General features: G+C 64.3%; 15 protein-coding genes. 5 read left to right on the top strand and 10 right to left on the bottom strand.

The features are described 5' to 3' along the window. Positions 1 to 21: 21 nt before the first annotated feature. The gene (locus ACSBOX_RS05270; RefSeq protein ID WP_442545101.1) at positions 22 to 552 is read right to left on the bottom strand and encodes a GNAT family N-acetyltransferase; all 531 of its coding nucleotides are present in this window, start codon (positions 550 to 552) and stop codon (positions 22 to 24) included. A gap of 148 nt (positions 553 to 700) precedes the next feature. Here ACSBOX_RS05270 and mshA point away from each other — a divergent pair, with 148 nt between their 5' ends. The 3 genes from mshA (at position 701) to ACSBOX_RS05255 (ending at position 4,935) form a co-directional block, all read left to right on the top strand. Further along, positions 701 to 1,945: a D-inositol-3-phosphate glycosyltransferase gene (mshA, locus tag ACSBOX_RS05265; protein ID WP_442545100.1), complete on the top strand. Its 1,245-nt coding sequence runs from the start codon at positions 701 to 703 to the stop codon at positions 1,943 to 1,945. Positions 1,946 to 2,080: 135 nt separating this feature from the next. Beyond that, the gene (locus ACSBOX_RS05260) at positions 2,081 to 3,775 is read left to right on the top strand and encodes a formate--tetrahydrofolate ligase (RefSeq protein WP_442545099.1); all 1,695 of its coding nucleotides are present in this window, start codon (positions 2,081 to 2,083) and stop codon (positions 3,773 to 3,775) included. A 200-nt stretch (positions 3,776 to 3,975) separates the two neighbouring features. Further along, on the top strand, positions 3,976 to 4,935 hold the full coding sequence (locus ACSBOX_RS05255) for a DUF559 domain-containing protein (RefSeq protein WP_442545098.1): 960 nt from the start codon (positions 3,976 to 3,978) through the stop codon (positions 4,933 to 4,935). Positions 4,936 to 5,077: 142 nt separating this feature from the next. On the opposite strand, the gene ACSBOX_RS05250 is transcribed toward ACSBOX_RS05255, so the two are convergent. The 8 genes from ACSBOX_RS05250 to glmS form a co-directional block, all read right to left on the bottom strand. Next, complete coding sequence (locus tag ACSBOX_RS05250) at positions 5,078 to 6,163, bottom strand: inositol-3-phosphate synthase (RefSeq protein WP_442545097.1); 1,086 nt, start codon at positions 6,161 to 6,163, stop codon at positions 5,078 to 5,080. A 165-nt stretch (positions 6,164 to 6,328) separates the two neighbouring features. Continuing rightward, the gene (mgrA, locus tag ACSBOX_RS05245) at positions 6,329 to 7,366 is read right to left on the bottom strand and encodes an L-glyceraldehyde 3-phosphate reductase (protein ID WP_442545096.1); all 1,038 of its coding nucleotides are present in this window, start codon (positions 7,364 to 7,366) and stop codon (positions 6,329 to 6,331) included. 77 nt (positions 7,367 to 7,443) lie between these two features. After that, complete coding sequence (treZ, locus tag ACSBOX_RS05240; RefSeq protein WP_442545095.1) at positions 7,444 to 9,201, bottom strand: malto-oligosyltrehalose trehalohydrolase; 1,758 nt, start codon at positions 9,199 to 9,201, stop codon at positions 7,444 to 7,446. Between the two features lie 59 nt (positions 9,202 to 9,260). Then, complete coding sequence (treY, locus tag ACSBOX_RS05235; protein ID WP_442545094.1) at positions 9,261 to 11,594, bottom strand: malto-oligosyltrehalose synthase; 2,334 nt, start codon at positions 11,592 to 11,594, stop codon at positions 9,261 to 9,263. Further along, positions 11,591 to 13,951, bottom strand: a complete 2,361-nt coding sequence (gene glgX / locus ACSBOX_RS05230; protein ID WP_442545093.1) for a glycogen debranching protein GlgX — start codon at positions 13,949 to 13,951, stop codon at positions 11,591 to 11,593. The genes treY and glgX overlap by 4 nt, the downstream gene beginning before the upstream one ends. A gap of 74 nt (positions 13,952 to 14,025) precedes the next feature. Beyond that, positions 14,026 to 15,567, bottom strand: coding sequence for an NAD(P)H-hydrate epimerase (locus ACSBOX_RS05225; protein WP_442545092.1), 1,542 nt, complete (start codon positions 15,565 to 15,567; stop codon positions 14,026 to 14,028). A gap of 14 nt (positions 15,568 to 15,581) precedes the next feature. After that, positions 15,582 to 15,929: a holo-ACP synthase gene (locus tag ACSBOX_RS05220; protein ID WP_078108118.1), complete on the bottom strand. Its 348-nt coding sequence runs from the start codon at positions 15,927 to 15,929 to the stop codon at positions 15,582 to 15,584. A gap of 4 nt (positions 15,930 to 15,933) precedes the next feature. After that, positions 15,934 to 17,826 (bottom strand): glutamine--fructose-6-phosphate transaminase (isomerizing), encoded by a 1,893-nt coding sequence (gene glmS, locus ACSBOX_RS05215; protein ID WP_442545091.1) that lies wholly within the window; start codon positions 17,824 to 17,826, stop codon positions 15,934 to 15,936. Positions 17,827 to 17,959: 133 nt separating this feature from the next. Here glmS and coaA point away from each other — a divergent pair, with 133 nt between their 5' ends. Then, positions 17,960 to 18,970 (top strand): type I pantothenate kinase, encoded by a 1,011-nt coding sequence (coaA, locus tag ACSBOX_RS05210; protein ID WP_241707142.1) that lies wholly within the window; start codon positions 17,960 to 17,962, stop codon positions 18,968 to 18,970. 10 nt (positions 18,971 to 18,980) lie between these two features. Here the strand turns inward: coaA and ACSBOX_RS05205 are convergent, their stop codons facing one another. Continuing rightward, positions 18,981 to 19,271 carry a hypothetical protein gene (locus tag ACSBOX_RS05205; RefSeq protein WP_442545090.1) on the bottom strand — a complete coding sequence of 97 codons (291 nt, stop codon included), beginning with the start codon at positions 19,269 to 19,271 and terminating at the stop codon, positions 18,981 to 18,983. A gap of 55 nt (positions 19,272 to 19,326) precedes the next feature. Here ACSBOX_RS05205 and ACSBOX_RS05200 point away from each other — a divergent pair, with 55 nt between their 5' ends. Beyond that, a complete protein-coding gene (locus ACSBOX_RS05200) occupies positions 19,327 to 19,827 on the top strand; it encodes a M15 family metallopeptidase (RefSeq protein WP_442545089.1) in 501 nt (166 codons plus the stop codon). Positions 19,828 to 19,845: the final 18 nt, after the last annotated feature.

The raw sequence follows: 19,845 nt of genomic DNA, 5'->3' as shown, positions 1-19,845 counted from the left end.
CTGCGCGAATCACTGACGGGGCTAAAGCTCCTGGTACATGACGTGCAGGCCCACGTATCCGAGGTTTGGGTGCTGGAAAGCCCCGGGGATGGTCGCCAGGATACGGAAGCCCATGGACTGCCACAGGCCCACTGCGCGGACATTGCTCTCGACGACGGCGTTGAACTGCATGGCCTTGAACCCGGCGTCCCGGGCGGCAACCAAGGAATAGGCACACAGTGCTCGCGCGATTCCCTGGCCGCCTTGATCGGCACGGACCATGTAGCCTGCGTTGGCCACGTGGCTTCCGCCGCCGCCCTGGTTGGCGTGCAGTTCACCGGTACCCAGCACGTCGCCGTCGCGCACTGCTACAAAGGTCAGGCCGGGCGCTTCCTTGAACCATTTGCTCCGTGCGGCTTCTTCGCTGGTGTCGCGGTCCCAGGTGAAGGTCTCCCCTGCCCGGATCACGGGTTCCAGGACCGCCCAGATCGCGGGCCAGTCGCTTGCCCCGGCGGGCCGGATCTCGTAGCTAACGGCCGCCGGCGTTCCTGCTTCGCTGTTTGAGTGGCTCACGTCCGTTACGGTATCAGCCCGCCATGCACGGCCTGCCCTGCAGGCTGGCTGCAATGCCCTGGAGGTCAGGAGTAGTGTTTTCGCTGGGACGCAGAGGATCTCTCACTTTGCGGGGCCCGTTTAGTTGCTTTGGATACAGGAGGTAGCGGTGTCGTTGATCCGTCGCGTGGCCTTCCTGTCACTCCACACTTCGCCCATGGAGCAGCCCGGCTCGGGCGATGCCGGCGGGATGAATGTGTACGTCCGGGCGCTGGCCATGGCTTTGGCGGATCTTGGAGTGGAGGTGGAGATCTTCACGCGTTCGACGTCTGCCGGCCAGCCCGCCGTCGAACATCCCGGCCCCGGCGTCTGCGTCCATAACGTCCTGGCAGGCCCGCCCCGGAAGCTGCCCAAGGAGGAACTTCCCGAGCTCATCCACACCATGGTCGCCGAAGTCGAGAGGATCCGGCAGCGGCAACCGCACGGCCGTTACGACGCCATCCATTCGCACTATTGGGTATCCGGCGTGGCCGGCCTTGAGCTGTCGGCATTGTGGAACGTGCCGCTGATCCATACGATGCACACGATGGCGAAGGTCAAGAACCTGGTGCTCGAATCCGGCGAGCGGCCCGAACCGCGCCTGCGTGAAGACGGCGAACAGCGGATCGTGGATGGAGCCACCCGGCTCGTGGCCAACACTCCCGCGGAAGCCCAGGAGCTCGTCTCGCACTACAACGCCGACTTCGACCACATCGATATCGCTCCCCCCGGCGTCGACCTCACCGTGTTCACGCCCGCATTCCGGGCCCGCTCCCGCGCCGAGCTTGGCGTGCGGCCGGGCAGTTTCCACCTGCTCTTCGCCGGACGCATCCAGCGGCTCAAGGGCCCGCAGGTCTTCATCGAGGCTGCCGGAATCCTCCGCAAGAGGCGGCCCGACATCGACCTCGAACTGACCATCCTGGGCGCCTTGAGCGGCGCCAAGGACTTCAACCTGCAGTCCTTCATCACGGCCGCGGGGCTCGACGACGTCGTCACCCACCGTGCGCCGGTCAAGGCGCCCAAGCTGGCGGGCTGGTTCCGTTCAGCCGACGTGGTGGTGATGCCATCCTTCAGCGAATCGTTCGGCCTTGTTGCCCTCGAGGCACAGGCCTGCGGCACCCCGGTGGTGGCCACCAACGTGGGTGGCCTGTCCCGCGCCGTTGCCGACGGTCGCACGGGCATTTTGGTTGACGGCCACGATCCCTCGCGCTGGGCCGACGTCATCGAAGCCTTGTACGACGATCCCCGCACCCGCGAAGACCTGGGTCGTGCCGCTGCTGTCCATGCGGAGGCCTTCGGCTGGCAAAGGACTGCAGCCATCACGCTCGAGAGCTACCACGCCGCCATCGGCGCCGTCCTCGTCCGCCCCAGCTAACGCCCGCTCACCTATGGGCCCCCTTTCGACGACGCCCGCTCACCTATCACCCCAATTTCCCCAACCCTCGCTCACCTACGAGGACTCGACTGATAGATTGTCGCGGACAGTGTTCCCGACGAGTTGAGGACAAAGATGTCTGAAGACAAGATCTTGAGCGACCTCGAAATTGCCCGGAGTGCGGCGATACGTCCCATCGAGGAAATCGCGGAGCGTGCCGGGATCAACGTCGATGCCCTGGAACTGTATGGCCGGTTCAAGGCGAAGATCGATCCTGCCAAACTGCGTCTCCCGGATGCCAAACGCGCCGGCAAGATCGTCCTCGTCTCAGCGATGTCCCCGACGCCGGCGGGCGAGGGAAAGTCCACAACCACGGTGGGCCTTGCCGATTCCTTGGCACGGGCTGGTCATCGCGTGATGATCGCGCTGCGCGAACCCTCCCTTGGACCGATCCTGGGCATGAAGGGAGGAGCAACCGGTGGCGGCTACTCCCAGGTTCTTCCCATGGACGAGATCAACCTGCATTTCACCGGCGACTTCCACGCGATCACGTCTGCCAACAACGCCCTCATGGCCCTCGTGGACAACCACATCTTCCAAGGCAACGAGCTCAACATCGACCCCCGCCGCATGACGTTCAAACGGGTCCTCGATATGAACGACCGCTCGCTGCGCGAAGTCATCATCGGCCTGGGCGGGCCCGCTCAAGGAGTCCCGCGGCAGGACGGCTTCGACATCACCGTGGCGTCCGAAATCATGGCCGTCTTCTGCCTCGCGACGGACTTGGATGATCTCCGCGAGCGCCTCGGCCGCATCACTTTCGGATACAGCTATGACCGGCGTCCGATCACCGTGGCCGATCTCGGTGTCCAGGGCGCACTGACCATGCTGTTGAGGGACGCCATCAAACCGAACCTTGTTCAAACCATCGCAGGAACGCCGGCCCTGGTGCATGGCGGGCCGTTCGCCAACATCGCGCACGGCTGCAACTCGCTCATCGCCACACAAACGGCCCGGGAACTCGCCGACATCGTGGTCACGGAAGCGGGATTCGGCGCCGACCTTGGGGCCGAAAAGTACATGGATATCAAGTCGCGCATCGCGGACGTGGCCCCGTCCGCCGTCGTCGTGGTCGCGACTATCCGGGCGCTGAAGATGCAGGGCGGCATCCCGAAGGAGCTTCTCAAGGAGCCGAACGTCGAGGCGCTCGCTGCCGGCGTCGAGAACTTGAAACGGCATGTGCACAACGTCGAGAAGTTTGGCGTCACCCCAGTCGTTGCCATCAACAAGTTCGCGACGGACACAACCGAAGAGCTCGACTGGCTGCTGGCTTGGTGCGCCCGGGAGGGAGTTCAGGCGGCGGTGGCGGATGTCTGGGGCAGAGGTGGAGGGGGCGACGGCGGCGACGAGCTCGCGGCGAAGGTCGCCGCAGTGGTGGCGGCAGCAACGCCGTCGGACTTCCGTCATTTGTATCCCCTGAGCCTGTCAGTGGAGGACAAGATCCGCACGATAGTCCAGGAAATCTACGGCGCCGACGGTGTGGAGTTTTCCGTCCCCGCGCTCAGGCGTCTCGCGGACATCCGGAAAAATGGCTGGAGCGGGATGCCCGTTTGCATGGCAAAGACGCAGTATTCCTTCACCGACGACGCATCCCAGTTGGGCGCCCCCAAGGGATTCACGGTGCATGTGCGCGAGCTGATTCCCAAGACCGGAGCGGGTTTCATCGTCGCGCTGACCGGTGCGGTCATGACGATGCCCGGCTTGCCCAAGGAGCCTGCCGCGATGCGAATGGACGTCGATGAGCACGGCAACCCTGTGGGCCTCTTCTGACCCTCGCTCACCTATGTGACATTTTTACGAAACCCTCGCTCACATATCTGGCACTTTCGCGGGACGCTCGCTCACCTATATGGCACTCTCGCGGGACGCTCGCTCACCTGTTGCACCGGAAGGCGGCCGAATCGCGGGCCGAATCGCGCGCCTGTGGATAACTTCTGCAGGCACCCGCCCGTTTGCGCAACAATGCGGGTATGCGAAACGAGTTTGCCCTTCCCACTGAACTGCTTTCAGGTCCGTTCACGCTCGCCGAGGCCCAAGCTAGGGGCGTCCCGCGCGGCCTCCTGCTTCGCGCCGACGTCGAACGCGTCAGCCGTAACCTCTACCGTCCGAGCGGCTGGGACTTCGATCTGGAGGCCGCCGCCCGTGCGCTGACGGCCGCCACCCCGGGGGCCTGGATCTCGCACGTGACGGCGGCGCGCCTTCGCTGCTCGAGCCTTCCGCCCTGGCTTGCCGATTCGACCGAGCTGCACCTCAGCAAGACGCGATCGTTGCCTGGAGCCCGCCGCAAGGGCGTGATCGGGCACAGGGTGATCGCGGCCGAGGACGAGGTCGAATCCGTTGATGGAATACGGATCAGCACACGCCCCCGTACTTGGCTGGATATGGCCCGGCTGCTGCCTTTGAACTACCTCGTTTGTATGGGCGACGAGCTGATTCGCGTACCCCGCCAGGCGCTGGAAGGGCGGGACACACCCTTCGCTACCCTCGAGGAACTGCGTGCCCTGGTGGAGCGGCATCCAAATTTGCAGGGCGTCGTGCGTGCCCGGGAGGCGCTCGAACTGATGCGCGTGGGCGCGGATTCCGCGCCGGAATCCCTGCTTCGTTTGGCCATGCTGGATGCTGGAATCCCCGAACCCGAACTCCAGCTCAGCCTGCGAAATGACGATCCGTTCTCGCCGTCGGCGGATTTGGGGTTCCGCCAAAGGCGGATCGCCATTCAGTACGACGGCGGCCATCACCTCGCGGAGGCCCAGGCACTCAGTGATCGACGCCGGAACAAAGCCTTCGAAGCAGCCGGATGGACCGTCCTCGTGTTCCGTAAGGACGATTTGGCAAATGGTTTCGAGTCGGCCACCAAGGAGATCAAGAAGGCGCTCCGATCAGCGTGGGTCGATCCCGCCGTCGCATCCGGCTTTGCAAGTGCTGTGTAGTGAGCTTAAACGACAGACGCCCGCTCACCTGAAGGTGAGCGAGCGTCCGACCAAAACCCGATATACGCGAGCGAGCGTCCGGCGAAAACCCCACATAGGTGAGCGAGCGTCCGGCCAAAACCCGATATACGTGAGCGAGCGTTTAGCGCTCCACGTCGCCGCGGATGAAGGCTTCGACCTTTTCGCGGGCGATGTCGTCGTTGAACTGCTCCGGCGGGGACTTCATGAAGTAGCTCGAAGCCGAGAGCAGCGGGCCGCCGATACCGCGGTCCAGGCCGATCTTGGCGGCGCGGATGGCGTCGATGATCACGCCGGCGGAGTTCGGGGAGTCCCAGACCTCAAGCTTGTATTCCAGGGACACCGGGGCATCGCCGAAGTTGCGGCCTTCGAGGCGGACGAACGCCCACTTGCGGTCATCGAGCCAGGCGACGTAGTCGGACGGGCCGATGTGGACGTCGTCGGCGTGCAGGACGGCCTCGACGTTGGAGGTCACGGCCTGGGTCTTGGAGATCTTCTTGGATTCCAGGCGGTCGCGCTCCAGCATGTTCTTGAAGTCCATGTTGCCGCCGACGTTCAGTTGGTACGTGCGGTCCAGGGTGACACCGCGGTCTTCGAAGAGCTTGGCCATGACGCGGTGCGTGATGGTGGCGCCGATCTGGCTCTTGATGTCATCGCCGACGATAGGCACACCAGCGGCGGTGAACTTGTCCGCCCATTCCTTGGTGCCCGCGATGAAGACCGGCAGGGCGTTGACGAAGGCAACACCGGCGTCGATTGCGCACTGCGCGTAGAAGTGCGCAGCATCCTCGGAACCGACGGGCAGGTAGCAGACCATGACGTCGGCCTTGGCTTCGCGCAGTGCGGCGACGATGTCCACTGCTTCTTCCGGAGCCTCGACGATGGTCTCGCGGTAGTACTTGCCCAAGCCGTCCAGGGTGTGGCCGCGCTGCACGGTCACGCCAGTCGGGGGGACATCGGCAATCTTGATGGTGTTGTTTTCGCTGGCGCCGATGGCGTCAGCGAGATCGAGGCCGACCTTCTTGCTGTCGACGTCGAAGGCAGCGACGAACTGGACGTCGTTGACGTGGTACTTGCCGAACTCGACATGCATCAGACCCGGAATCGTGGCCTGGGGGTCGGCATCGCGATAGTAGTGGACACCTTGGACCAGCGAAGCGGCGCAGTTACCTACGCCGACAATGGCGACACGAATCGGATGTGAAGACACGGAACTCCTTTGAGAACTAACCTCAGGTGCCTAGCGCGTCGGTACCTGAGTGTACGACGGCGTCTTAAAGGCACAGCGCCATTCGGCGCTCTTTGCATTGTAACTAACCCGAACGGAGCCGGCTTTGTTCCCAGCCGGCCCCGCTCGTGAATTAAGTTTCCGAATCTACTTCTGCGCCCACAGATTGATGTCGGATTCGACGGCGAACTCGTCAATTGCCGTCAGTTCTTCCGGCGTGAAGCCGAGGTTGTTGATTGCAGACACGGTGTCCTCCAGCTGCGCGACGCTTGACGCGCCTACCAAGGCCGAGGTCACTGGCGAACCCTTGGGCTGCTCGCGCAGGATCCAGGCGATGGCCATCTGGGCGAGGGTCTGGCCGCGTCCTTCGGCGATGGCGTTCAAGCCACGCACCCGGCTCAGCTTTTCCTCGCTCAGCGCTGATTGGGACAAGAACCGCTCTTTGGCGGCGCGCGAGTCCGCGGGGATGCCGTTCAGGTAGCGGTTGGTGAGCATTCCCTGAGCCAGCGGGGAGAATGCGATGGATCCCGCACCAACCTGGTCGAGCGTTTCGTAGAGGTTGGGCGAACCGTTCTCGGTCCAGCGGTTGAGCATGGAATAGCTGGGCTGGTGGATGAGCAACGGCGTGCCCATTTCCTTGAGGATCCGGGCCGCCTCAAGGGTCTGCTCCGGGGTGTACGAAGAGATCCCGGCATACAGCGCCTTGCCGGAACGGACTGCGTGGTCCAGAGCGCCCATGGTTTCTTCCAGCGGGGTTTCGGGATCCGGACGGTGGCTGTAGAAAATGTCCACGTAGTCCAGTCCCATGCGCTGCAGCGACTGGTCCAGGCTGGAGAGAAGGTACTTGCGGGAGCCCCATTCTCCGTAGGGGCCCGGCCACATGTAGTAGCCGGCCTTGGTGGAGATGACGAGTTCGTCGCGGTACGGCTTGAAGTCGTCCTTCAGGTGGCGGCCGAAGTTCGTTTCAGCCGAACCGTCCGGCGGGCCGTAGTTGTTGGCGAGGTCGAAATGGTTGATCCCCAGATCGAAGGCGCGGCGGAGGATGGCGCGCTGTTCCTCGAAACGCTTGTCGTCGCCGAAGTTGTGCCAGAGTCCCAGCGAGATCGCGGGAAGTTTGAGGCCGCTGCGTCCAACGCGGCGGTAGGGCATGGTTTCATAGCGGTTTTCCGCAGCCGAATAAGTCATACCTACCATCCTGCCACCGCGCTCAGGGCTCGAAGTGCGATGTCCGTCATATGGGCAAGGTCACTTCAGGCGCACGGTCACTTCAGGCGCACGACGGCGGCGCTCTCCCCCGGGAGCGTCAGCTTTCCGTTCCCGACGGCGGCCGAGGAGTCCGTGGCAAGCAAGACTTCGCCGTCCATAGCCTTCGTTAGGGCCTGGTCCCCGAAGTTGCAGGCGACCCGCACGGCGCCCCGGCTAAGAACCAGCCATTTGTCCTCTTCGCTGAAGTCGACGTGGGTGTCGGTGAACCCGCCCCCGGCGAGCTCCGGCGTCGAGCGCCTGAGGTCCGCCAGCGCGCGGTAAAGATCCAGCAACCGAGCGTGATCGCCGTCGAGCGCTTCCTCCCACTTGAGCTTGGAGCGTTCAAACGTCTCCGGATCCTGGGGGTTGGGCACCAACGCGGGGTCCCAACCCATCCGTTCGAATTCCTTGAGCCGGCCTTTTGCCGTGGCCTCTGCGAGCCATTCCTCGGGATGCGATGTGAAAAACTGCCATGGCGTGGACGCGCCGAATTCTTCGCCCATGAAGAGCATGGGGGTGAACGGCGACGTCATGGTCAGCACGGCGGCGAGTGCCAGCCTGCCGTAAGACAGGCTGGAACTCAGGCGGTCACCGGCGGCGCGGTTTCCGATTTGATCGTGGTTCTGGTTGCAGACCACCAAAGCTGCGGGATGAACCAGTCCCGGGCGAATGGGCCGGCCATGATGCCTGCCGCGGAAGCTCGAGTAGCTCCCGTCGTGGAAGAAACCGTGTTCAAGCACCTTTGCCAATGCGCCCAAGGAGTCGAAATCCGCGTAGTAGCCGGCTGTCTCACCGGTGAGGTTCACGTGGACGGCGTGGTGGAAATCGTCACTCCACTGCCCTTCCAGACCGTAGCCGTTGGTGTCCCGGCGGTAGATGAGACGCGGGTTGTTGAGGTCCGATTCCGCGATCAAGGTCTTGGGGACACCGGTTTCGGCTTCGATGCCATCCGCGAGGCTGGCGAGGTCTTCCAGGATATGCACGGCACGCTCATCGCGGAGGGCGTGGACGGCGTCGAGGCGCAGCCCGTCAACGTGGAAGTCGCTCAACCACATGGCGGCGTTGTCCAGGATGTATTGCCGGACGTCGTCGGAGCCGGGGCCGTCGAGGTTCACTGAGTCGCCCCACGTGTTGCCTTCGCCGGACTTGAGGTAGGGGCCGAATTTCGGCAAGTAGTTCCCGCTGGGCCCCAGATGGTTGTAAACCACATCCTGGATCACGCCGAGTCCGGCAGCATGCGCCGCATCCACAAATCGCTGATAGGCCTCCGGTCCCCCGTAGCCTTCGTGGACGGCGAACCACAGCACGCCGTCGTACCCCCAGTTGTGGGGGCCGTTGAAGGCATTGACCGGCAGGAGTTCCACGAAGTCGATTCCCAGTTCAACCAGGTAATCCAGCTTTTCCGCGGCTGAGTCGAGGGTGCCTTCCGGAGTGAAGGTCCCGAGGTGGAGCTCATAGATGACCGCGCCGCCCAGCCCGCGTCCTGCCCAATCCGAATCATTCCAGGCATAGGACGAGGGGTCGAAGGTGCGGGAAAGAGCGTGGACTCCGTCGGGCTGGCGCTGCGACCTGGGATCGGGAAAGGGTCCCTCCCCGTTCACCAGATAGCCGTAATCAGTCCCGGCCAGCCGGGGTACGTCGGCCGTCCACCAGCCCGCGGCGCCGTCGTCGTGCGATCGCATTTCGTGGTGCCGACCGTCCGCGAGCAGAGTCACGGACTCCGCGGACGGGGCCCATACATCGAACCGTTTCCCGGCGTTGGTCTTCTCGGCCATCGCTCCCCCTCAATCGTCTCGTCCGGGCGTCGTTGGCCCGCCGTTTGTCGGTGCTCTGGCTAGCCAATGGGTACGAGCAAAGCCACCGGGTATCTCTGCAGCAGCCTTGCGACGTGCACCTCGCCCGGAGCGTAACTGTTGCCTGTGAGCTCATCCTGGACCGCGCTCCCGAGGCGAATGAAAGTTTCCTGCCACCCGCCGTTTCGCTCAAGTTTCCGGGGCAGCCTGGTGGCCAAAGTGATGGCGCCGCCACCGTCGGCAGCGGTTCCGCGGTCGAAGGCGATCAGGTGTTCGGCCGCGGGGCCCTCGGCCATGACAGGACTGTAACCACCGAAAAGCTCCGGCCGGTCCCGTCGCAGGCGCAGTGCCCGGGACGTCAGTAGAAGCTTGGCCAACTCGTCCCGCGCTTCAGTCTGGACACCGGCGTCGAGGGCCGCGAGTGCTGCCCTCCGGCGTTCGAAGTCGACCGCGCGCCGGTTGTCGGGGTCGGTGAGCGATCGATCCCAAAACTCTGTGCCTTGGTAGACATCGGGTACGCCCGGCATGGTCAGCTGGACAATCTTCGCCGACAGTGAGTTGGACGTCCCATACGGGTCCAGAAGGGCAACGAACGCTTCGAGGGCGGCCGTCACCTCCGGCACGTCGAAGACGGCGTCGACGGCGGAGGCCAGCTTCGCTTCGAAGCCTTCGTTCGGCTCCGTCCAGTTGGTGGAGTTGCCGGCTTCGCGTGCCGCCTTGGCGACGTAACCCTGGAGGCGTTCCCGGCTGGCCGGCCACGCACCCGCGATGGCTTGCCATACGAGGGCGGCAAGTGGTCCGTCGGGAATCGGCGCCAGTTCCTGCATGCGGTCCACGAAGGCTTCCCATTCCGGGGCTGCCTCGGAAATGGCGGAGATCCTGGCCCGGGTGTCCTCACTGCGCTTGGTGTCGTGCGTGGTCAGGGTGGTCATGGACAAAGGCAGCAGCGCTTGGCGGCGGGCCATGCGCTCGTGGAATCCGGCCGTGGACAACGCGAATTCCGTGGGATCCGCTCCCACCTCCGTCAGCGTTCCTAGGCGCGTGTAACGGAAGAACGCAGTGTCTTCCACTCCCTTGGCCATCACCATCCCGGAGGTCTGCTGGAACCGCCGGCCCAGTTCACGGCTGGGGTCGAGCAACATCGGAAGCAGCGCTTTGAGGACGTTGTCCAACTCAGGCCTGGCCCGGGCTGCCCGCTCAACGGCCTCCAGCAGGGTGTCTTTGCCGTAAGGGAGGTAACTCCGGTAGACGTGGAACGAGGCGATGATCTCGGCCAGGGCATCGGCCACGTCTTCGCTGTCCAACCCTGAACCGGGCAACTCCGGAGACTCGGGGACGAGCCTCGCGAGCCGCAGGATTTCCGAATGCAGGATGCCGTCCGTGATACGGCGCTTGGTGCCGTGGATCATGGCTTGGTAATCGGCGGGCGAGCCGGTGCCCCGGAGCTTGGCGTCCAAGGCGTCAAGCTGCACTTCGGCGTCGGGATCCACGAAAAGGCGGTCGACGTCGGCGAGGGCGTCGTAACCTGTAGTCCCCTCGCAGTCGAAGTTCTCCGGAAGGTTTTCCCCGGGCTCCAGGATCTTCTCGACGAGCAGATAGGAGCCGGCCGTGGTTTCCTTGAGGCGCTCCAGGTACCCGGCGGGGTCCGCGAGCCCGTCCGGATGGTCGATCCTCAGCCCGTCCACAAGCCCGTCACGGAACCATCGGGCGATCTCGTAGTGGGCTTCCTCGAAGACCCAGGGGATTTCGACGCGGATCCCTGCCAGCGTGTTGACCGCGAAGAACCGGCGGTAATTCAGTTCGTCGTCGGCCCTGCGCCAGCCGACCAGCTCGTAGTGTTGCCGCGCATGGACGTCCTTGGCGTCATCACCCGCGGCGTAGCTGCCTTCGGCCAACGGGAAGCGGTGGTCGAAGTAGCGCAATTCGCCGTCGACCACTTCCAGCTTGTCGAGGTCGTCATCGCTGCCAAGGACCGGGAGCCGGAGCTTTCCGCCACCGAAGTCCCAGTCGACGTCGAACGCCTCCGCGTAGCGGGAGGCCTTGCCCTCCTTGAGGAGGGACCACCACCAGGCATTTTGCGGCGGCGAGGCAACACCCATGTGATTCGGGACGATATCCACGAGGACTCCGAGGCCGGCTTCCCGTGCCGCTTTGGAGAGTGCCGCGAGCCCTTCGGCGCCGCCGCGCGAAGCATCAATCGTGGAGGGGTCCGTGACGTCGTAACCGTGGTCCGAGCCCTCCTCCGCCGTCAGGATGGGCGACAGATAGACCCAATCCACCCCAAGCTCGCGCAGATATCCGGTGAGGGCCGCCGCGTCCTGGAGCGTGAACGAGGGCCTGATCTGGAGCCTGTACGTTGAGACGGGTGTCCTCATGATCCCCCGTTCTTGTGGGCGCGGGGCTTTCTCGGCTTTTTCGGCGCAGCGGCAGGCTTGGTTTCAGGGTCAGCCTTCGGCTCCGCGGCATGGTGCTTTTTCGGTTCGGGCGCGTCTTCCTGCACAGCCTTGAGCTTCCCGGTGGAAGGTGCCGGCGTGGCTGGCGCAGTCAAGGAAGCCGTTTCGGTGGTAGCTGTCTGCGACAACGCCGCGAGGGACGCGGCGACGGAATGGTCCGGGTCCGTGTCCGGGACGCTGTGTGCCCTCAACACCACGAGTGATTTGGCCCCGACGCCCAGGACTGATTCCGCGGGCACGGGTTCGGTGTCCGCCCCGCCGCCTGCGGTGTCGATGATGATGTCCCAGGCAGGCGCGTATTCGTCCGAGGGCACCTTGAAGCCCACTTCGTCGTCGTGGGCGTTGAAGTAGAGCAGGAAGTTGACGTCCGTGATGCGCCGGCCCTGGTTGTCACGGCCGCGGATCCCGTCACCGTTGAGGAACACGCCCACCGAGCGTCCGAAGCCGCTGTCCCAGTCCGACGGCGTCATGGTGGTTCCGTCGACATCAAGCCATACGATGTCCGGAAGCCGCTCGCCTTCGCCTCGCAGCACGGGGCGCCCGTCGAAGAAGCGGCTGCGCCGGAAGGTGGGATGCTTGGCGCGCAATGCGCTGACAGCAGCCGTGAATTCCACCAGCGGCTGGTCCACGCTGTCCCAGTTGATCCAGGTCAGCTCGGAGTCCTGGCAGTAGCCGTTGTTGTTGCCGCGTTGGGTGCGGCCGAGCTCGTCGCCGTGCAGCAGCATCGGGACACCCTGGGACAGGAGCATCGAGGCGATGAAGTTCCGCTGCTGGCGGGCGCGAAGGCCCAGGACCTTCGGATCCTCGGTGGGCCCTTCGACTCCGCAGTTCCAGGAACGGTTGTGCGATTCGCCGTCGTTGTTGCCTTCGCCGTTCGCCTCGTTGTGCTTCTCGTTGTAGGACACCAGGTCGGCCAAGGTGAAGCCGTCGTGGGCCGTGACGAAGTTGATGGACGCCACCGGGCGGCGGCCGGAATGCTCGTAAAGGTCCGCCGAGCCCGTCAACCGCGAGGCGAATTCGCCCAGGGTGGATGGCTCGCCGCGCCAGAAGTCACGCACGGTGTCCCGGTACTTGCCGTTCCATTCCGTCCACTGCGGCGGGAAGTTGCCCACCTGGTAGCCACCCGGACCGACGTCCCACGGCTCCGCGATCAGCTTGACCTGGGAGACCACGGGATCCTGCTGGATGAGTTCGAAGAAGGTGGACAGCTTGTCCACGTCATAGAACTCGCGGGCCAGCGTGGACGCCAGATCGAAGCGGAAACCGTCCACATGCATTTCGGTGACCCAGTAACGCAGGGAATCCATCAGCAACTGCAACGAATGCGGACTGCGCACGTTCAGCGAGTTGCCGGTACCCGTGTAGTCCATGTAGTGCTTCTCGTCACCGTCCATCAGACGGTAGTACGCGGAGTTGTCGATGCCCTTGAAGGACAGCGTGGGGCCCAAATGGTTGCCCTCGGCCGTGTGGTTGTACACGACGTCGAGAATGACCTCGATGCCGGCCCGGTGGAGGGAACGGACCATGGCCTTGAAGTCCTGGACCTGCTGGCCGGTATCACCCTTTGAGCTGTAGCTGTTGTGCGGGGCGAAGAACCCGATGGTGTTGTAGCCCCAATAGTTGTTCAGCCCCTTGTCCTGCAGGATGCCGTCGTTCGTGAACTGGTGCACGGGCATGAGCTCGATCGCCGTGACCCCGAGCTTCTGCAGGTGGGAAATCACCGCCGGATGGGCGACGCCGGCATAGGTGCCGCGCTGTTCTTCCGGAACCTCGGGGTGGAGCTGGGTCAGGCCCTTGACGTGCGCCTCGTAAATCACGGAACGGTGGTACGGGATCCGCGGGAGGTGGTCGCCGTCCCAATCGAAGAACGGGTTGATGACCACGCCCATCATCATGTGGGGCGCGGAGTCCTTGTCGTTGCGGGAGTCCGGATCGCCCATGTTGTAGGAGAAAAGCGCCGGGTCCCAGTCGATCTGCCGGTGGATGGCCTTGGCGTAAGGGTCCAGGAGAAGCTTGTTGGGGTTGAAGCGCTGCCCGGCGGCGGGGTCATACGGACCGTGCACGCGGTAGCCGTACTTCTGTCCGGGCTGGACATGCGGAAGGTAGCAATGCCAAACATAGCCGTCCACCTCGCTGACGGTGTAGGAAATTTCTTCCCCGTCGTCGTCGAAGAGACACAACTCCACCTTTTCCGCCTTCTCGCTGAACAGCGCGAAGTTGGTTCCCGTGCCATCGAAAGTGGCCCCCAACGGGTATGCGGATCCTGGCCAAATGTCCATGTGTTCTCCTTCATGTGCCGGATAACTTTCTGCCAGCCTAGCCAGACTATGTGACATTCACGGAACATCCGTGGTCATCCGGCGCGATGTTCCTTGAGAAATCGGAAGACGCCGGGGACCGCCCGGGCAATATCGGAAGCCGTCAACGGGCCGCCCGCCGAGGCCGCGCTACCCGCCATTCCGTGGATGCTTGCGCCGACGGCGGCTACCGCGGCCCAGCGCTCATCAGGGGCGATCTCCAAGGCTGCGAAGGGTCCGTCGTCGTCCAGCCCGGATTCCGCGTACGCCGCCGCGAGCGCGCCGAGGATCCCGCCAAGGACGTCCCCGCTGCCTGCCGTTGACATCCACGGGCATCCATCCGACTGGCTGAAGACCGCTCCGGAAGGGGAAGCAATCACCGTTGTGGCACCTTTGAGCAGGACCACCGCACCGGTGTGCCCGGCCGCGAGCCGGGCGAAGTGCACGGTCCGCGACTCGACATCCTCCCGCGTCACGCGCACTTCGCCCCCGCCAAGAAGTGCCGCGAGTTCCCCGGCGTGCGGGGTCAGGATCCAGTTGGGCGGGCAGCGTTCCGGCAGGAGTTTCAAGGCCCCGGCGTCGACGACGGCGGGCTGGCCGGAGCCGGACGCCGACGCCAGGACGTCACGGGCTCGCTGGAGTTGTTCGGCCCCGTCCAGGCCAGGACCGAGCAGCCACGCCTGGACCCGTCCGGGCTCTGCCGGCTCCCAGATGGCTTCGGGGGTTCGCGCCAGGACCTGCCGCGCCACGGCTTCCGGGCCGAGGTAGCGCACCATTCCCGTGCCGGCCGCGGAGGCGGCCTCGACGCAGAGAGCCGCAGCCCCGGTGTAGCGTTCGGAACCGGCCACGATGCCCAGGACTCCTCGGGTGTACTTCTGGGCCCGGCGCCCCGGGTCCGGGAGCACGCCTGCCAGGTCAGCGGCAGAGAATCGCCGCAGGGCAGGTGCCGGAAGATCTTCCTCGATGCCGATGGGCACGAGGATCACGCGGCCGGCACAGCCCTCCCCCGGATCAGCCATGAGTCCCGCTTTGACTCCCCCGAACGCCACGGTCAGCCGCGCCGTCAATACCGGCCAGTGGACCTCGCCTGTGTCAGCGTCCACGCCGCTAGGAACATCGCAGGCCACCACCAGAGCGGGCTTTAGCTCCTCCAAGGCGGCAATCAATTCCGCAGCCGAACCACGGAGGCCACCCCTGGCTCCAGTACCCAGGATGGCATCAATGACCACATCGCCGGCAATCAGCACGGCCAGTTCTTCGGCATTGTCCTCGTCCAGGACATGGACGCGTCCGCCGGCTGTGCGGAAGGCCGCGAGGGCGTCAGGATGGGCAGAACCGGTGGTGAGCACCGCCGTCGTGCGCATGCCTCGTCCCGCGAGCATTGCCGCAGCGTAGAGGCCGTCCCCGCCGTTGTTGCCCTTGCCCGCCAGCACGGTGACGCTCGAGCCGTACAGGCGGCGGCCTTCCGCGCGGAGTTCGCGCACGACGGCGTTGGCCAGTCCGTAGGCCGCGCGCTGCATGAGAACAGCGCCCTCGCCGGCATCAAGAAGCGGTTCTTCCGCTGCCCTGATCTGAGTTCCGGTGAAGGCGCTGATCATGGTTGTTTGCGCTGCTAGGATTCGGCGATGACCATGGCAGTGGCGATTCCGCCATCGTGGCTCATGGACACGTGCCATCGCTTTACGCCCATGGACTCGGCGACTGCCAGCACGGTGCCCTTCACTTTGATGGTGGGCCCGTTCTGGTCCAGGCCGATCCAGCAGTCCTGCCAGTTCATGCCCGCGGGAGCTCCCAAGACCTTTGCCACCGCTTCCTTGGCCGCGAAACGCGCGGCCAAGGACCGCGTGTTCAATTCGCGTTCCGCAGGAACGAACAAACGGTCACGGAGGCCCGGTGTCCGCTCAAGTTGGCGCCCGAAGCGCTCAATGTCTACGACGTCTACGCCTATGCCAACAATCATGCGGCTATTCTACGGTCACGCTCTTGGCGAGGTTGCGCGGCTGGTCCACGTCGTACCCCTTGGCCTTGGCCAGCTCTGCCGCAAAAATCTGCAGCGGAACAGTCGTGAGGAGCGGCATCAAGAGCGTCGGCGTCTGCGGGACGTAGAAAACGTGCTCGGCGTAGGCCCGCACGGCTTCGTCGCCTTCCTCGGCGATCACCAGGGTGCGCGCACCGCGGGCGCGGATTTCCTGGATGTTGCTGACAACCTTCGCGTGGAGGGAATCGCGGCCGCGCGGCGAGGGGACCACGACAAAGACGGGCTGCCCTTCGTCGATCAGGGCAATCGGACCGTGCTTGAGCTCGCCGGCGGCGAAGCCCTCGGCGTGGATGTACGCGATTTCCTTGAGCTTCAACGCGCCCTCAAGCGCCACTGGGAAGCCCACGTGGCGGCCCAGGAAGAGCACCGACTTCTCGTCCTTCATGCTGCGGGCGAGTTCGCGGAGCGGACCCGCGTTGTCGAGGATCTTTTGGATGTGGGCGGGGATCTTGCCAAGGTCCGCCAAGACGTCCTTGATCTGCCCGGAGAAGATGTTTCCACGCAGCTGGGCGAGGTAGAGACCGAGCAAGTACGCGGCCGTGATCTGGGCCAGGAACGCCTTGGTGGAGGCGACGGCGATCTCCGGACCGGCGTGGGTGTAGAGAACGGCGTCGGATTCGCGCGGGATGGTGGATCCGTTGGTGTTGCAGATGGAGATGGTCTTGGCGCCCTGCTCACGGGCGTAGCGGACAGCCATCAGCGTGTCCATGGTTTCGCCGGACTGGCTGATGGACACCACCAGGGTTTTGGCGTCAACGATCGGGTCGCGGTAGCGGAATTCATGCGCGAGTTCCACTTCGGTGGGGATACGGCACCAGTTCTCGATAGCGTACTTGGCGACCATCCCGGCATATGCGGCCGTGCCACAAGCCAGGACGATGATTTTGTTGACCTGCTTGAGCAGTTCGGGGTCGATCCGGAGCTCACTCAGGGTCAGCTGGCCGTTGATGTCCGAGCGGCCGAGGAGCGTCTGGGTGACGGCGTCGGGCTGGTCGTGGATTTCCTTCTCCATGAAGGAGCTGAAGCCACCCTTTTCGGCGGAAGCCGGGTCCCAGTCAACGTGGTATTCCTTGCCCTCGGCGGGGGCGCCGAAGAAGTCCGTGATCTCAACGGTGTCGGCCGTGATCGTGACGATCTGGTCCTGGCCAAGCTCGACGGCGCGGCGCGTGTGATCGATGAAACCGGAAACGTCCGAGCCAAGGAAGTTCTCGCCTTCTCCCAGCCCTACGACAAGGGGTGAGTTCCGGCGGGCGGCCACGACGACGTCCGGCCGCTCGGCGTGCACGGCGAGGAGCGTGAACGCGCCTTCGAGCCGCTGGCAGGCAAGCTGCATCGCTTTGGTGAGCCTGCCGTTGGACGAGTCCCCGTTGAGCTGGTTACGGAAAATATCGCCCAGTAGGGCTGCGGCAACTTCGGTGTCCGTCTCCGACTCGAAAGTGACGCCCTTGGCGATGAGTTCCTGCTTGAGTTCTGCGAAGTTTTCGATGATTCCGTTGTGGATCATGGCCAGGCGTCCGCCATCGGCAAGATGCGGGTGGGCGTTCTGGTCGGTGGGTCCGCCGTGGGTGGCCCAACGCGTGTGGCCGATGCCGGTCAACGAGTCCGGGAGCGGATTTCCGTCGAGCTCGCTCAACAGATTGCTCAGTTTTCCGGACTTCTTCCGGGCTGTGATGGTTCCATCAGCCACCACTGCAACTCCGGCTGAATCATAGCCCCGGTATTCAAGCCGCCGGAGTCCTTCAAGCACGACGTCGAGAGCCGAGTGCCCGGCATCTGCCCGGCGGGATGAATTGCCAACGTAACCTACGATTCCACACATGCCTACAAGACTAGCGGTTGCCCCGCGAAATGGACGTAGGATATCCGGGCCCGGGCGCGGGCCATGCTGCGGAATATGCCGGATCGCGTACCTTTTCCGTAGAGCATGCTCACACAAAATCTTCCCGCCGTTCATGCTGTATTTCCGGATCAGCCAGCGGAGGGGCAGAATCTCTAAGGTGACTTTGCAACGCAATGAAGCGAACGGCGACAGCTCCTCTCCGTTCGTGGAGCTGGACAGGCAGACGTGGTCCCGGCTGGGTGCGCAGATGGAGCAGCCGCTTAACGAAGAGGACATCATCCGGCTTCGCGGCCTCGGCGATCCCCTGGACATGAAGGAAATCCGCGAGGTCTACCTTCCGCTCTCCCGCCTCTTGCACCTCTACGTCCAGGCGTCGCAGCAGCTTCACGCAGCCACAACCACCTTCCTTGGCGAGCAGACCCAGCGCACACCCTTCGTGATCGGCGTCGCAGGTTCGGTGGCGGTCGGCAAGTCCACCATTGCCCGCGTGCTGCGCGAAATGCTCCGCCGTTGGCCCGGCACTCCGAACGTCGAACTCATCACCACCGACGGGTTCTTGTATCCCCTCGCCGAGTTGAAGCGCAGGCATTTGCTCGAGCGCAAAGGCTTCCCGGAATCCTACGACCGCCGGGCCTTGCTTCGCTTCGTGAGTGCCATCAAGGGTGGCGCCGAAGAGGTCCGCGCTCCTTGGTATTCGCACGTCACCTACGACATCGTCCCGGACAAGGAAGTGGTGGTCCGGCGTCCCGACGTCCTCATCGTCGAGGGCCTCAATGTGTTGGCGCCGGCCCGTCCCCGCCAGGACGGCCGGCAGGGCTTGGCGCTGAGCGACTTCTTTGACTTCTCCATTTATGTTGATGCCAAGACGTCGTACATCGAAGACTGGTACGTGGACCGTTTCCGCAAGCTTCGAAACACCGCGTTCGCCCAGCCAGAATCCTACTTCCACCGTTACGCGACGCTCTCCGACGCCGAGGCGGAAGCGACGGCACGAGGCATTTGGAAGCGCATCAACGAACCCAACCTTGAGGAAAACGTGCTCCCTACCCGCGGCCGGGCTCAACTTGTCCTCACCAAGGATGCCGACCATTCGATCCGCCGCATGCTGCTCCGAAAGGTCTAGCACGGATGTGCTACAACTGCGGCCCGAGCCGAAGGTCCTTCGCGACGCTCCTCACGGCAGGCGTGGGGTTGGCCGCGTTGGCGGCCTGCACTCCGGATAACCGGGTCACCTCGCCCACATCCGCACCGTCACCCTTAGGTCCCGCGGCGACGCCGAGCGCGGCGACCACGACGGCGGTTCCCTCCGCAGCGCCGAGCGTGCAGCCGCCGTCGGGCGCACCGCCGTCGAAGGCTCCGTCCGCGGCTCTGTCCCAAAAGTTTTCCCTCAGCGACCCCGCGAGCCAGTGGGTCATCGTCAACAAGCACCGACCGCTGACTCCCTTGCAGTTTGTCCCTGCCGACTTGGTGCAGCCCCGCGTGCAACTCGCAGTCAGCGGGGAGGCGTCCCTGCTCAACAGCACCACCGCTGGAGCGGCTGAGAAGCTCTTTGCGGCTGCCGCCTCGGCCGGCGTGACCCTGACCTTGGCGTCCGGCTACCGTTCCTTTCAGACCCAAACCGCCACGTACAACGGCTACGCAAGCACCCGCGGACAGGCCTCCGCGGACACGGCCTCGGCACGTCCCGGCTTCTCGGAGCACCAGACGGGCTGGGCGTTCGATATCGGCGACGGCGGAGGGGCGTGCAGCTTCGAGCCCTGCTTCGCTGATCAACCTGCCGCTGTTTGGGCCAAGGCCAACGCATACAAGTTCGGATTTGTTGTCAGGTACCCCTGGATGCTCAATGAAGTCACCGGCTACTACTACGAGCCGTGGCATTTGCGCTTTATCGGGATCGAAGCTGCGACGGATATGAGCAAGCGGGGCATCGGCACCCTCGAGGAGTACTTCGGGCTCGACGCGGCGCCCGGCTACCTGTAGCGGTTGATTTTCGTTCTG

This window comes from Arthrobacter sp. KN11-1C (assembly GCF_052180225.1).
Lineage (GTDB): Bacteria > Actinomycetota > Actinomycetes > Actinomycetales > Micrococcaceae > Arthrobacter.
Note: the sequence above shows the minus strand (reverse complement) of the source record. Positions and strands in the feature narration are given on the sequence as shown.

What these genes read in the sequence shown, in the direction of transcription:
- ACSBOX_RS05255 (WP_442545098.1), top strand. Translation starts at nt 3,976, where the DNA reads ATGCGAAACGAGTTTGCCCTTCCCACTGAACTGCTTTCAGGTCCGTTC.
- mgrA (WP_442545096.1), bottom strand. Translation starts at nt 7,366, where the DNA reads ATGACTTATTCGGCTGCGGAAAACCGCTATGAAACCATGCCCTACCGC.
- treZ (WP_442545095.1), bottom strand. Translation starts at nt 9,201, where the DNA reads ATGGCCGAGAAGACCAACGCCGGGAAACGGTTCGATGTATGGGCCCCG.
- ACSBOX_RS05260 (WP_442545099.1), top strand. Translation starts at nt 2,081, where the DNA reads ATGTCTGAAGACAAGATCTTGAGCGACCTCGAAATTGCCCGGAGTGCG.
- ACSBOX_RS05225 (WP_442545092.1), bottom strand. Translation starts at nt 15,567, where the DNA reads ATGATCAGCGCCTTCACCGGAACTCAGATCAGGGCAGCGGAAGAACCG.
- coaA (WP_241707142.1), top strand. Translation starts at nt 17,960, where the DNA reads ATGCTGTATTTCCGGATCAGCCAGCGGAGGGGCAGAATCTCTAAGGTG.
- glmS (WP_442545091.1), bottom strand. Translation starts at nt 17,826, where the DNA reads ATGTGTGGAATCGTAGGTTACGTTGGCAATTCATCCCGCCGGGCAGAT.
- treY (WP_442545094.1), bottom strand. Translation starts at nt 11,594, where the DNA reads ATGAGGACACCCGTCTCAACGTACAGGCTCCAGATCAGGCCCTCGTTC.
- ACSBOX_RS05220 (WP_078108118.1), bottom strand. Translation starts at nt 15,929, where the DNA reads ATGATTGTTGGCATAGGCGTAGACGTCGTAGACATTGAGCGCTTCGGG.
- glgX (WP_442545093.1), bottom strand. Translation starts at nt 13,951, where the DNA reads ATGGACATTTGGCCAGGATCCGCATACCCGTTGGGGGCCACTTTCGAT.